This window comes from Streptomyces sp. NPDC005496 (assembly GCF_042872045.1).
Classification (GTDB): Bacteria; Actinomycetota; Actinomycetes; order Streptomycetales; family Streptomycetaceae; genus Streptomyces.
Genome location: NZ_JBIAJQ010000015.1, coordinates 98,029 through 111,014, shown reverse-complemented (window position 1 = coordinate 111,014; position 12,986 = coordinate 98,029). Strand labels below are relative to the sequence as shown.

Below are 12,986 nucleotides of genomic sequence, written 5' to 3'. Positions count from 1 at the left end.
TGACCACGGCCGCTTCCCTCCCGAAAGGGCACCAGGAGCATGGAGCAGTACGAGCCCGACCGTCCGTCCCCGGCCCAACTGGCCGCCTTTCACCGCAGTCTGAGGAACGGCAGGGCATCCCTCACCCGGCGTTCGCTGCTGCGCGCCTCCGCCGGCGGCGCGCTGGCCGTCGGCGGTCTCGGAGCACTGAGCGGCTGCGGGATCCCCGCCGCGGGCAAGACCCAGGGCGGCGTCTCCGCCGAGGACCACTCGGCCAAGGAGAAGACGATCAACTTCTCCAACTGGACCGAGTACATGGACGTGGACGAGAGCGAGAAGCACCACCCGACGCTCGACGCGTTCACCCGGCGTACCGGCATCAAGGTCAAGTACACCGAGGACATCAACGACAACGTCGAGTTCTTCGGCAAGATCAAGCCGCAGCTCGCGGCGGGCCAGGACACCGGGCGCGACATCATCGTCGTCACCGACTGGCTCGCGGCCCGGCTGATCCGCTTCGGCTGGGTGCAGAAGCTGGACGCCTCCAACCTGCCGCACGCCTACGCGAACCTCTCCCAGCAGTTCCGGAACCCCGACTGGGACCCCGGACGCGCCTACTCCTATCCGTGGCAGGGCATCTCGACCGTCATCGCCTACAACAAGAAGGCGCTCGACGGCGAGAAGGTCGAGTCGATCTCCGACATGCTCGACAACCCCAAGCTCAAGGGGCGCGTCGGCTTCCTCTCCGAGATGCGCGACAGCATCGGCATGACGCTGCTCGACATGGGCAAGGACCCGGCGAAGTTCACCGACGACGACTACGACGCGGCGATCGCCCGGCTCCAGAAGGCCGTCGACAAGGGCCAGATCCGCCGCTTCACCGGCAACGACTACACGTCCGACCTCACCAAGGGCGACCTGGCGGCCTGTGTCGCCTGGGCGGGTGACGTGGTCCAGCTCAAGGCGGACAGCCCGGACGTCGACTTCATCATCCCGGAGAGCGGCTACATCACGTCCACGGACAACATGCTCGTCCCCAACAAGGCACGTCACAAGACGAACGCCGAGCGGCTGATGGACTACTACTTCGAGCCGAGGCCGGCCGCCGAACTCGCCGCGTACATCAACTACGTGTGTCCCGTCGACGGCGTGAAGGACGAGCTCGCGAAGATCGACGAGGACGCGGCGAACAACCCGCTGATCATTCCCGACAAGGCCATGGCCGCCAGGTCACACCCCTTCCGCTCACTGAGCCAGAAGGAAGAGACGGCCTACGAAGAGAAGTTCGCGAAGCTCACAGGGGCGTGACGATGATGAAGACTGACAACAGCGGCGACGTCCGCCTCTCCGGCATCAGCAAGACCTACGGCGCGTTCACGGCCGTCCACCCGCTCGACCTGACCGTCCCCGAGGGCTCGTTCTTCGCGCTCCTCGGCGCCTCGGGCTGCGGCAAGACCACCACCCTGCGCATGATCGCCGGCCTGGAGGAGCCCACCTCGGGCACCGTCTCGCTCGGCGACCAGGACGTGACGAACCTGCCGCCCTACAAGCGGCCGGTGAACACCGTCTTCCAGTCCTACGCGCTCTTCCCGCACCTCGACATCTTCGAGAACGTCGCCTTCGGCCTGCGCCGGCGCGGCATCAAGTCGGTGAAGAAGCAGGTCGAGGACATGCTCGAACTGGTGCAGCTCGGCGAGCAGGCCCGCAAGAAACCGCACCAGCTCTCCGGCGGCCAGCAGCAGCGCGTCGCCGTGGCCCGCGCCCTCATCAACCACCCCAAGGTGCTGCTCCTCGACGAACCCCTCGGCGCCCTCGACCTCAAGCTGCGCCGCCAGATGCAGCTGGAGCTCAAGCGCATCCAGACCGAGGTCGGCATCACCTTCGTGCACGTCACGCACGACCAGGAGGAGGCCATGACCATGGCCGACACCGTCGCCGTGATGAACGCGGGCCGCGTCGAGCAACTGGGCTCGCCCGCCGACCTGTACGAGAACCCGAACACCACCTTCGTGGCGAACTTCCTCGGCACCTCGAACTTCATCGAGGCCGAGGTCGACACCCGCAGCGGCGACGAGATCGTCCTCAAGGCGGGCGGCGGCAAGCTCGTCCTGCCCGCCGCGCGATGTTCGGCGCCCGCGACGGCCGGCGGCAAGCTCCTGGCCGGTGTCCGCCCCGAGAAGATCACGCTCACGCACGCCGACGACGCCGGCGAGATCCCGGCCGGCCGCAACCGGATCACCGGCAGGATCGCCGACTCCAGCTTCATCGGCGTCTCCACGCAGTACGTCGTCGACAGCGCCGTCTGCCCCGGGTTCGAGGTCTACTCGCAGAACGTCGACCGCGACTCCCGGCTGCGGCCCGGCGCGGACGTCGTCCTGCACTGGAACCCGGCGCACACCTTCGGCCTGGACGCGGCGCAGGACATCGACGCGGGCGTCGAGTCGGTCGAGGAAGAGGCCGCCTGATGTCGACCCTCACCGAGGCGCCACCGCCTCTCGCGCCCACCGCCCCCGAGAAGAAGCCGCCGCGCCGACGCGGCCGCCTCACCCCGTACTGGCTGCTGCTGCCCGGCATCCTGTGGCTCGTCGTCTTCTTCGCGCTGCCGATGGTCTACCAGGCCTCCACGTCCGTGCAGACGGGCTCCCTGGAGGACGGCTACCGGGTCACCTGGCACTTCGCGACCTACTGGGACGCGCTGGCGGACTACTGGCCGCAGTTCCTGCGCTCGGTGCTGTACGCCGGTTCGGCGACGGTCCTGTGCCTGATCCTCGGCTACCCGCTCGCGTACCTCATCGCGTTCCGCGCGGGCCGCTGGCGCAACGTCGTGCTGATCCTGGTGATCGCGCCGTTCTTCACCAGCTTCCTGATCCGCACGCTCGCCTGGAAGACGATCCTCGCGGACGGCGGCCCGGTCGTCGGCGCGCTCAACTCGCTGCACCTCCTGGACATCACGAGCTGGCTCGGCATGACCTCGGGCGACCGGGTCCTCGCGACTCCGCTCGCGGTGGTCTGCGGACTCACGTACAACTTCCTGCCGTTCATGATCCTGCCGCTCTACACCTCGCTGGAGCGGATCGACGGACGGCTCCACGAGGCCGCCGGCGACCTCTACGCGAGGCCCGTCACGACCTTCCGCAAGGTGACCTTCCCGCTGTCGATGCCCGGCGTCGTCTCCGGCACCCTGCTGACCTTCATCCCCGCGAGCGGCGACTACGTGAACGCCGACCTGCTCGGCTCCACGGACACCCGGATGGTCGGCAACGTCATCCAGACGCAGTTCCTGCGGATTCTCGACTATCCGACGGCCGCCGCGCTCTCGTTCATCCTCATGGCCGCGATTCTCGTCATGGTCACGCTCTACATCCGCAAGTCCGGGACGGAGGATCTGGTCTGATGGCCCTCTTGCGCTGGCTCAAGCACCATCTCGTCGTCATCGCGGGTCTCGTGACCCTCGGATATCTGCTCCTTCCGAACGTCGTCGTCACGGTGTTCTCCTTCAACAAGCCGAAGGGGCGCTTCAATTACGAATGGCAGGCGTTCTCCACGGACGCCTGGCGCGATCCGTGCGGGGTCGCCGACATGTGCGGCTCGCTCTCGCTCAGCCTCCAGATCGCCTTCTGGGCGACGCTCGGGGCCACCGCCCTCGGCACGATGATCGCCTTCGCGCTGGTCCGCTACCGCTTCCGGGCCCGCGGCGCCGTGAACTCGCTGATCTTCCTGCCGATGGCGATGCCCGAGGTCGTGATGGCCGCCTCGCTGCTGACGCTGTTCCTCAACATGGGGGCCCAGCTGGGCTTCTGGACGATCCTGATCGCCCACATCATGTTCTGCCTCAGCTTCGTGGTCACCGCCGTCAAGGCACGCGTGATGTCGATGGACCCGCGCCTGGAGCAGGCGGCCCAGGACCTGTACGCCGGTCCCGTGCAGACCTTCCTGCGGGTCACGCTGCCCATCGCGGCCCCCGGGATCGCCGCGGGCGCGCTGCTCGCCTTCGCGCTCTCCTTCGACGATTTCATCATCACCAATTTCAACGCGGGATCGACCGTCACCTTCCCCATGTTCGTCTGGGGATCGGCACAGCGCGGAACACCCGTTCAGATCAATGTCATCGGTACGGCCATGTTCGTCGTCGCCGTACTGTTCGTCCTGGCCGGAATGGTGATCGGCAATCGCCGCAACCGGCAGAAGGCGTAAGAGCAATTCTTTCGTAGGGAGTTGAAATCATGGCCCCAGGCGCCATGAACCGTTGGACGACGTCTCTTTCCGACGCCCGGCCGGTGTCCTACTGGCTGGACGACCCCGGCAAGCCCCGCCCCGAGCCCGCCCTCACCGGCGCCGAGACCTGCGACCTGCTCGTCGTCGGCGGCGGCTACAGCGGACTGTGGACCGCGCTCCTCGCCAAGGAGCGCGACCCGCGGCGCGAGGTGGTGCTGGTGGAGGGCCGCGAGGTGGGCTGGGCCGCCTCGGGCCGCAACGGCGGGTTCTGCGCCGCGTCCCTCACCCACGGGCTGGCCAACGGCCTGACCCGGTGGCCGGACGAGATCAGGAAGCTGGAGGAGCTGGGCGCCCGCAACCTCGACGGGATCGAGGCGGCGGTCGCCCGCTACTCCATCGACTGCGACTTCGAGCGCTCCGGCGAGATCGACGTCGCCACCGAGCCGTACCAGGCGACCGAACTGCGCGAGTGGTACGAGGAGTTGCGGCGCGAGGGCCTCGCGGACGGCATCGAGTACCTGGACGCCGACGCGGTGCGCGAGCAGGTCGACTCGCCCACGTTCCTCGCGGGGCTGCACGACCGGCGGGGCGTCGCCATGCTCCACCCGGCCAAGCTCGCCTGGGGACTGAAGCGCGCCTGCCGCGAACTGGGCGTGCGGATCTACGAGAACACCCCCGCGCTCGCCCTGCGGCCCCACGGCGCGGGCATGGCCGTACGCACCCCCTACGGCTCCGTCCGGGCCCGCCGGGTCGCCCTCGGCACGAACATCTTCCCGAACCTGGTCCGGCGGGTGCGCGCGTACACCGTCCCGGTCTACGACTACGCGCTGATGACCGAGCCGCTGACCGCCGACCAGCTGGCGTCCGTCGGCTGGAAGAACCGCCAGGGCCTGGGGGACTCGGCCAACCAGTTCCACTACTTCCGCCTCTCGGCCGACAACCGGATCCTGTGGGGCGGCTACGACGCGGTCTACCCGTACGGCGGCCGGGTGCGCGCCGAGCACGACGACCGCCCCGAGACGTACGCGAAGCTCGCCGAGCACTTCTTCACCTGCTTCCCGCAGCTGGAGGGCGTGCGGTTCACCCACGCCTGGGGCGGCGCCATCGACACCTGCTCGCGCTTCTCCGCCTTCTTCGGCACCGCCCATCAGGGCCGGGTCGCCTACGCGGCCGGGTACACCGGCCTCGGGGTGGGCGCGACCCGCTTCGGAGCCGACGTCATGCTCGACCTGCTGGCGGGGGAGCGCACCGAGCGCGCCGAACTGGAGATGGTCCGCAAGAAACCGCTCCCGTTCCCGCCCGAGCCCTTCGCCTGGGCCGGCATCGCGCTCACCAAGTGGTCGCTCGCGCGTGCCGACGCGCGGGACGGGCGGCGCAACCTCTGGCTGAAGACGATGGACCGGCTCGGACTCGGCTTCGACAGCTGAGCCCGCGCCGGACGCCCGCCTTCCGGCACGGATGATCGCCGGGCGTACGCGGGAGCGACTGATCCACTCGGGTACGCCCTGCTCACACCCTGTGACACGGTTCACCACCGACAAGTCGCGGGAACCCGCGTAATGCCCGGCCCGGACCTCCCTCTCCCCAGTGACGCGACCAGCGTCGACACGAGAAAGGGAGGTTCCGTCATGACAGGCGCCAAGACGGCGGTCGAGTGGCTGGCATCCGCAGCGCCGGATCCCGAGGCCTGCCGCTGGGAGTGGGAACGCAACCCGACCGGGGTCGCGCTGCTGCCGGCCGGCCGGCTCTGGGACGTGCTCATCCTGCCGGGGGAGCTGGGCTATCCCACGCTCGACGTGCTGACCCGGGTGATCGACCAACTCGGTCCGGTGCTCGTCGACTTCGGTGACGCCCGGATGGGGTTCTTCGTGCCCGCAGGCACCGCCACCCGCTGGCTCGGCACCGGGGTGCGCACCGCGGGCCGCGGCACGTGGATCGTGGTGCCGTACCCCGGCAGGTCGACCGGCGGAGTGCGCTGGCTGGTGCCGCCGGACGGCTCGGGCACCCTCACCGATCCGGCGCTGCTGGAGCTGGCGATGCACGAGGCGGCGGCGGGTCTGGCGGGCGAGGAGGGCCCCTGACCGCACGCCGGTCCCGCGCGGGATCACGCCGGAGGTCTTGACAACGCAATTGGTCTGGACCAAGTTGGGCGCGCTCCACCCTCCAATTCCCCCATGCCCGGAGGCAGCTGTGGACCGCACCGGACCCGACAGACCATTCGCACGGCGCAGACTTCTCGCCGTCTGCACGGCCACCGTCCTGGCCGTCCCCGGCCTCACCGTCCTCTCGTCGGCCGCCCGTGCGGCCGACGCGGACCTCGTCAGGAACGGCGGGTTCGAGGCGGGCCTGGACAACTGGACCTGCACGGCGGCCAGTACCGTCACCTCGCCCGTGCGCACCGGCGCCTCCGCGCTGAAGGCGACCCCGGCCGGCAACGACTACGCCCAGTGCAGCCAGACCGTCACCGTGAAGCCGGACGCGCAGTACACCCTCACCGGCCATGTGCGCGGCAGCTACGTCTACCTCGGCGCGAGCGGCACCGGCACCACCGACGTCTCCACCTGGACGCAGTCCGCCGCCGACTGGCAGCAGCTCACCACCACCTTCCGCACCGGCCCGTCCACCACGAAGGTCACCCTCTACACGCACGGCTGGTACGGCACCGGCACCTACTACGCCGACGACGTCTCCCTGGTCGGCCCGGGTGCCGACGCGAGCCAGCCGCCCGCCCCGCCCACCGGCCTGAAGACCGGAACGGTGACCTCCGGCAGCGTCGCGCTGTCGTGGTCCGTGGTCCCCGGCGCGACCGGGTACGCGGTCTACCGCAACGGCGTGAAGGCGCAGACGGCGAGCGGGACCTCGGTCACCGTCACCGGCCTGTCACCGGCCACCGCGTACAGCTTCCAGGTGGCGGCCGTGAACGACGCGGGCGAGTCGGCGAAGTCGGCGGCCGTCACCGCGACCACCTCTCCGGGCACCGGCGACGGCTCCTCCGGCCTGCCCGCGCACGCCCTGGTCGGCTACCTGCACGCGAGCTTCGCCAACGGCGCCGGCTACACCCGCCTGGCCGACGTCCCCGACAGCTGGGACGTCATCGACCTGGCCTTCGGCGAGCCGACCTCCACCACCTCCGGCGACATCCGCTTCAACCGCTGCCCGGTCACCGAGTGCCCGAACGTGGAGAGCGACGCCGAGTTCAAGGCCGCCATCAAGGCCAAGCAGGCGGCGGGCAAGAAGGTCCTGATCTCCATCGGCGGCCAGAACGGCCAGGTCCAGCTCACCACCGCCGCGGCCCGCGACACCTTCGTCTCCTCGGTGTCGAAGATCATCGACGAGTACGGCCTCGACGGCCTGGACATCGACTTCGAGGGCCACTCCCTTTCCCTGAACGCCTCCGACACCGACTTCAGGAACCCCACGACCCCGGTCGTCGTGAACCTGATCTCCGCGGTGAGGACCCTCAAGGCCCGGTACGGCGCCAAGTTCGTCCTGACGATGGCGCCCGAGACCTTCTTCGTCCAGCTCGGCTACCAGTACTACGGCACCGGGAAATGGGGCGGCCAGGACCCGCGCGCCGGCGCCTACCTGCCCGTCATCCACGCCCTGCGCGACGACCTGACGCTGCTGCACGTCCAGGACTACAACTCGGGCTCGATCATGGGGCTCGACAACCAGTACCACTCCATGGGCGGCGCCGACTTCCACATCGCCATGACCGACATGCTGCTCACCGGCTTCCCGGTCGCGGGCGACGCGAACAACGTCTTCCCGCCGCTGCGCCCCGACCAGATCGCGATCGGCATGCCGGCGACCACGAACGCGGGCAACGGCCACGTCTCGCCCGCGGAGGTCACCAAGACCCTCGACTGCCTGACGAAGAGGACCAACTGCGGCTCGTACAGCCCGCACGGCACCTGGCCCGCCCTGCGCGGCCTGATGACGTGGTCGATCAACTGGGACCGGTTCGGCGGCTGGGAGTTCTCGAAGAACTTCGACGCCTACTTCGGCTGAGGAACAGCGCGAGCCCCGCCAGCAGCAGCGCGCACAGGCACCAGCTCGCCACCACGTCCAGCGGCCAGTGGTAGCCGCGGACGACGAGGCCGGTGGCGACCGCCAGGTTCAGGACCAGGCAGGCGGCGAGCAGGGCGCGACGGGCCGGGGCGGTGCGCAGCCCCGGCAGGAGGAGCAGGGTCGCGGCGCCGTACGCGACGGCGGCGGTCGCCGTGTGACCCGAGGGGTAGAAACCCGTACCCGGGCCCATCACCGGTGGGCCCGGGCGGGCGATCAGTTCTTTCGCCGGCACGATCACGGCCGGTACGGCGGCCATCAGGACGGCCGCCGCGACGGACGGCAGCCACCATCGGGCGGCGCCTTCGCGGCGGGAGCGGCGGGCCGTGAGGACGAGGGCGACGGCCAGGACCGGGACGGCGACGGAGACGTTGCCGAGGTCGGCGAGCAGCTCGAAGAACCGGTTCGGGCGGACGACGGCGTCACTGAGGCGCTCGTCCGCGCGGGCGAGGGGGCCGTGGGCCGCGACCTGCCAGGTGATCAGCGCGAGAAGGAGGGCCGGAAGGCCGAGGAGGATGGTCGGCCACCCCGGAACAGGGGGGGTGGTTCCGGGGTGGCCGACCGGATCGGTGTGCCGCGCGCCCCGGGGGGTTTGGGGCGGGCGGCCATCCGATCGGTGAGGTGTTCCGGAGCCGGAAGCTCCGGGTGTGTGCGCGAGGGCACGACCAGGGCGAAGCTGGGGAGGCCCCGACCCGGCGTCGCCCACAGTCCCCTGTGGGCGGGGTGTTTCTCTCATCTGCGTAGAACCTACGACAGCGGATGCGGCTCCGACAGCCACATTCGCGTCCCGTCATCCACCTCGCACACCTTCTTCACACGCTCTGCCTCTCGGTGCGCCCGCCCCGGCCGGAAACGGAATCCGAGACGGGCGCCGGTGCGGCCCCGCGGCCGGGACCGGTGAGACGTCAGATGCGGGCGAAGGCCTGCTCGATGATGTCCAGGCCCTCGTTCAGGAGGTCCTCGCCGATGACCAGCGGGGGCAGGAAGCGGAGGACGTTGCCGTAGGTGCCGCAGGTGAGGACCAGCAGACCCTCCTGGTGGCAGGCCTTGGCGAGCGCGGCCGTGGCGGCCGGGTTCGGCTCCTTGGTGTCGCGGTCCTGCACCAGCTCGATCGCGATCATGCCGCCGCGCCCGCGGACGTCGCCGATGATGTCGAACTTCTCGGCCATCGCGCCCAGGCGGGCCTTCATGACCGCCTCGATCCTCTTCGCCCGCGCGTTGAGGTCCAGCTCCTTCATCGTCTCGATCGCGCCGAGCGCACCCGCGCAGGCGACCGGGTTGCCGCCGTAGGTGCCGCCCAGGCCGCCCGCGTGCGCGGCGTCCATGATCTCGGCGCGGCCGGTGACCGCGGCCAGCGGCAGGCCGCCCGCGATGCCCTTGGCGGTGGTGATCAGGTCCGGGACGATGCCCTCGTCCTCGCAGGCGAACCACTGGCCGGTGCGGCAGAAGCCGGACTGGATCTCGTCCGCGACGAAGACGATGCCGTTGTCCTTGGCGAACTGGCTGATCGCCGGCAGGAAGCCCTTCGCGGGCTCGATGAAGCCGCCCTCGCCGAGCACCGGCTCGATGATGATCGCGGCGACGTTCTCGGCCCCGATCTGCTTGTTGATCATGTCGATGGCCTGCGCGGACGCCTCGGCACCGGCGTTCTCCGGACCCGTCAGCCAGCGGTAGCCGTAGGCCACCGGCACGCGGTAGACCTCGGGCGCGAACGGGCCGAAACCGTGCTTGTACGGCATGTTCTTCGCGGTCAGCGCCATCGTCAGGTTCGTCCGGCCGTGGTAGCCGTGGTCGAAGACGACGACCGCCTGGCGCTTGGTGTACGCCCGCGCGATCTTGACGGCGTTCTCGACGGCCTCGGCGCCCGAGTTGAACAGCGCCGACTTCTTGGCGTGGTCACCCGGGGTCAGCTCCGCCAGCGCCTCGGCGACGGCGACGTAGCCCTCGTACGGCGTGACCATGAAACAGGTGTGGGTGAAGTCCTGGAGCTGCGCGGAGGCCCGGCGTACGACGGCCTCGGCGGAGGCGCCGACCGACGTCACGGCGATACCGGAGCCGAAGTCGATCAGGCGGTTGCCGTCGACGTCCTCGATGATGCCGCCGCCCGCGCGCGTGGTGAAGACCGGCAGCACCGAGCCCACACCGGCCGCGACCGCCGCGGTACGGCGGGCCTGCAGCTCCTGCGACTTCGGGCCGGGGATGGCGGTGACGACGCGGCGCTCCTGCGGAAGTGCGGTCATGAGGGGCTCCCTGAAGATCTTGCGAACCGGTGTTCCGGCGGACCGGGGGTTTCCGGGCGGGGGTGTTTTCGGACGCTTCTCCGCAGGCTAGGGCCGCGGCAGGGGGCGGGGCATGCTCCATGTGGGCGTTGTCGCAGGAATCGGTTGTCCGCCGTGGACATAGAACAGATGGCGGCCGGACCCGACCGGGTCCGCGCGGGTCCGGCCGCGTAAGCGGTGAACTCCCCCGGCAGGGGCACTAGATTGACCCGCGTACGAGGCACGGACCGGCTGGTCAGGGGGCAACGGCGATGGACGGCGACGGCACGCAGGACGCACGGGGCACACACGCGGGCCCCGTGCCGCGCCCGGCGGGACCCCCCGCCGTGCCCGCGACCCCGCACCCCGCGCGGCCCCCGGCCCCCGCGACACCCCCGCGGCCCGCCCGGGCACCGGGCATGCCGCCGCTGCCGGACGGGTCCGCCTTCCTGACCTGGCTGCGCACACCACGGCCGGAGGCCGCACCCGGCGTGTGGCGCTTCGGGCACCGGCCCAGGCCCGCGGAGGAACCCGAGACCGTGCCCGCGCGCCAGCTCCTCAGCGGCGCGCTCATCGCCTTCCTCGTCGGCTGGCTGCTCTGGTCGCTGCTGTGGAACGGCTACCTCGGCGGCTGGTGGCTGCTGCCGCTCTACGCGATGATCCCCGACTCCTGGGCCGAGCCCCACAGCTTCGGCTCCGTCGTGGCCGTCTACGCCTACTACACCGCCGTCGCCCTCGCGATCATGATCGGGGTCGGGCGGCTCGGCCGTTGGGGTGAGGTCTGGCGGCGCTACGGGCTGCCCGCCTGGCGCCGGTCCGCGCCCGTGGACGTACGGCCGCCCGCCCCCGAGGACGACCCCGCCCAGTGGAACCAGCTCCGCGCCGCCGGAGCCGCCGACGCCGCCGACCGGCTCGCCGCCGAGGCCCGCACCGGGCTCATGCGCGACGTCGACCACGCCCGCATCGCCCGCGCCTGGCAGGGCGTACGCAGCGGCCGGCACAGCCTCGCCACCTTCACCGGCGCCGTGCTGAAGGACGGCGCCGCCGCCTGCCTCCACCCCTCCGGGCACCGCGACCTGCCCGGCCGGCACGCCCGGCACGACCTGCTCACCGGACAGGTCCGGCTCGGCACCACCGCCGACGACCCCCGCAACCCCTACGCCTACCGCGCCACCGGACTCGCCCTCGGCCCCGACCTCCTCGGCACCTCGCTACTCGCCGTCGGCCCCGCCGGATCCGGCAAGACCGGCGGCGTCGTCCGGCCCCTCGCCGAGTCCCTGTGCCTGCACGCCCTCGCCGGACGCGCCGCCGTCGTCGTGGTGGGAGCCGCCGGCGCCGGGCTCGGCTCCGCCGACGCCTACGACGTCGTCGTGCGCGTCGGGAACCCCGAGTCCGTCTACGACCTCGACCTCTACGGCGGCACCACCGACCCCGACGAGGCCGCGGCCGTACTCGCCGAGGCCCTCGTCGGCGACCTCGCCGACCCGCACCCCGGCGGCGACAGCCGGCGCTCCACCACCGTCCTCGCCCAGCTCCTCGGCCCCTACCGCGCCGTCCACGGCCGGTTCCCCTCCGTCCCCGAACTGCGCCAGCTGCTCGACGGCTCTCCCGCCCCCCTCGCCGCCCTGCGCCGCGGCCTGGAGGAGGCCGGGCAGGAGTCGCTGCTGCGCGAGCTCGACGCCCGCGAACGGCAGCTCGGACACCCCGGGGACGTCGGCGGCGTCCTCGCCGACCGCGTCGCCCTCCTCGACCGGCCCGCCTTCGCCGGGTTCTTCGACACCTCCGGACAGTCCCGGCCCTTCTCGCTGCGCGCCCTCGACCACCCGGTCCGGGTCCGCATCGACCTGCCCCAGCGCGGCCACGCCGACGCCTCGCGCATCCTCGCCCGGCTCGTGCTCGCCCAGTTCACGGCCGGCGTCGCCGTCCGCGAGGACCGTTCGCTGTTCGCCTGCCTCGTCCTCGACGACGCGACCGGCGTCATCACCCCCGAGGCCGTCCGCGGCATCCAGCGGCTGCGTTCCGCCAACGCCGGGACCGTCCTCACCCTGCGCACCCTCGACGACGTCCCCCGGGCCCTGCGCAGTCCGCTGCTCGGCGCCATCGGCTGCCGCATGGCGCTCTCCGGCCTCACCCCCTGGGACGGCCAGGACTTCGCCGAGGTCTGGGGCAAGGAATGGACCGAGGCCCGGGACGTCACCGACCGGCAGATCATCGCCGAGACCCCCGCCGGCAAGGCCGTCCACATGCTGCGGCGCGTCATCACCGGCAACGCGCCGACCGCGCGCGCCGTCACCGTCCGGCAGGTCGAGCGCGAACGCTGGTCGGCGTCCGAGCTGGCGCACGGGGTGCCGCCGGGGCACGCGGTGCTCTCGCTCACCACCGTGCAGGGTGAGCACGCGCCACCGCTCCTGGTGGATCTGCGCGGCTGAAACGGCGCGCGGGGCACTCCTACGGTGAGGCAGAATC

10 protein-coding genes are annotated in these 12,986 nt (G+C 71.2%); 8 read left to right on the top strand and 2 right to left on the bottom strand.

Annotated elements, in window-relative coordinates; genetic code table 11:
• Positions 1-39 precede the first annotated feature (39 nt).
• From ACFYQQ_RS35780 to ACFYQQ_RS35750, 7 genes are all read left to right on the top strand, one after another.
• Positions 40-1,287, top strand: a complete 1,248-nt coding sequence (locus ACFYQQ_RS35780; protein ID WP_356170961.1) for a spermidine/putrescine ABC transporter substrate-binding protein — start codon at positions 40-42, stop codon at positions 1,285-1,287.
• Complete coding sequence (locus tag ACFYQQ_RS35775; RefSeq protein WP_355794711.1) at positions 1,284-2,444, top strand: ABC transporter ATP-binding protein; 1,161 nt, start codon at positions 1,284-1,286, stop codon at positions 2,442-2,444. Before ACFYQQ_RS35780 ends, ACFYQQ_RS35775 begins: the two co-directional genes overlap by 4 nt.
• Positions 2,444-3,373: an ABC transporter permease gene (locus tag ACFYQQ_RS35770; RefSeq protein WP_356170958.1), complete on the top strand. Its 930-nt coding sequence runs from the start codon at positions 2,444-2,446 to the stop codon at positions 3,371-3,373. Before ACFYQQ_RS35775 ends, ACFYQQ_RS35770 begins: the two co-directional genes overlap by 1 nt.
• Positions 3,373-4,173, top strand: coding sequence for an ABC transporter permease (locus ACFYQQ_RS35765; protein WP_355784938.1), 801 nt, complete (start codon positions 3,373-3,375; stop codon positions 4,171-4,173). Before ACFYQQ_RS35770 ends, ACFYQQ_RS35765 begins: the two co-directional genes overlap by 1 nt.
• A gap of 29 nt (positions 4,174-4,202) precedes the next feature.
• Complete coding sequence (locus tag ACFYQQ_RS35760; protein WP_355784935.1) at positions 4,203-5,621, top strand: FAD-dependent oxidoreductase; 1,419 nt, start codon at positions 4,203-4,205, stop codon at positions 5,619-5,621.
• Positions 5,622-5,822: 201 nt separating this feature from the next.
• Positions 5,823-6,275: a hypothetical protein gene (locus tag ACFYQQ_RS35755; RefSeq protein ID WP_355784932.1), complete on the top strand. Its 453-nt coding sequence runs from the start codon at positions 5,823-5,825 to the stop codon at positions 6,273-6,275.
• 109 nt (positions 6,276-6,384) lie between these two features.
• Positions 6,385-8,205 carry a glycoside hydrolase family 18 protein gene (locus tag ACFYQQ_RS35750; protein ID WP_355784929.1) on the top strand — a complete coding sequence of 607 codons (1,821 nt, stop codon included), beginning with the start codon at positions 6,385-6,387 and terminating at the stop codon, positions 8,203-8,205.
• On the opposite strand, the gene ACFYQQ_RS35745 is transcribed toward ACFYQQ_RS35750, so the two are convergent.
• A complete protein-coding gene (locus ACFYQQ_RS35745) occupies positions 8,144-8,998 on the bottom strand; it encodes a phosphatase PAP2 family protein (RefSeq protein ID WP_355784926.1) in 855 nt (284 codons plus the stop codon). The two genes, ACFYQQ_RS35750 and ACFYQQ_RS35745, sit on opposite strands and share 62 nt — an antisense overlap.
• Before the next feature lie 169 nt (positions 8,999-9,167).
• The gene (gabT, locus tag ACFYQQ_RS35740) at positions 9,168-10,502 is read right to left on the bottom strand and encodes a 4-aminobutyrate--2-oxoglutarate transaminase (RefSeq protein WP_355784923.1); all 1,335 of its coding nucleotides are present in this window, start codon (positions 10,500-10,502) and stop codon (positions 9,168-9,170) included.
• A 290-nt stretch (positions 10,503-10,792) separates the two neighbouring features.
• On the opposite strand from gabT, the gene ACFYQQ_RS35735 reads away from it, so the two are divergent.
• Positions 10,793-12,949: an ATP-binding protein gene (locus ACFYQQ_RS35735; RefSeq protein ID WP_356243287.1), complete on the top strand. Its 2,157-nt coding sequence runs from the start codon at positions 10,793-10,795 to the stop codon at positions 12,947-12,949.
• The last annotated feature ends 37 nt before the right edge of the window (positions 12,950-12,986 follow it).

What these genes read in the sequence shown, in the direction of transcription:
- ACFYQQ_RS35760 (WP_355784935.1), top strand. Translation starts at nt 4,203, where the DNA reads ATGGCCCCAGGCGCCATGAACCGTTGGACGACGTCTCTTTCCGACGCC.
- ACFYQQ_RS35735 (WP_356243287.1), top strand. Translation starts at nt 10,793, where the DNA reads ATGGACGGCGACGGCACGCAGGACGCACGGGGCACACACGCGGGCCCC.
- ACFYQQ_RS35745 (WP_355784926.1), bottom strand. Translation starts at nt 8,998, where the DNA reads ATGAGAGAAACACCCCGCCCACAGGGGACTGTGGGCGACGCCGGGTCG.
- ACFYQQ_RS35765 (WP_355784938.1), top strand. Translation starts at nt 3,373, where the DNA reads ATGGCCCTCTTGCGCTGGCTCAAGCACCATCTCGTCGTCATCGCGGGT.
- ACFYQQ_RS35755 (WP_355784932.1), top strand. Translation starts at nt 5,823, where the DNA reads ATGACAGGCGCCAAGACGGCGGTCGAGTGGCTGGCATCCGCAGCGCCG.
- gabT (WP_355784923.1), bottom strand. Translation starts at nt 10,502, where the DNA reads ATGACCGCACTTCCGCAGGAGCGCCGCGTCGTCACCGCCATCCCCGGC.
- ACFYQQ_RS35780 (WP_356170961.1), top strand. Translation starts at nt 40, where the DNA reads ATGGAGCAGTACGAGCCCGACCGTCCGTCCCCGGCCCAACTGGCCGCC.
- ACFYQQ_RS35770 (WP_356170958.1), top strand. Translation starts at nt 2,444, where the DNA reads ATGTCGACCCTCACCGAGGCGCCACCGCCTCTCGCGCCCACCGCCCCC.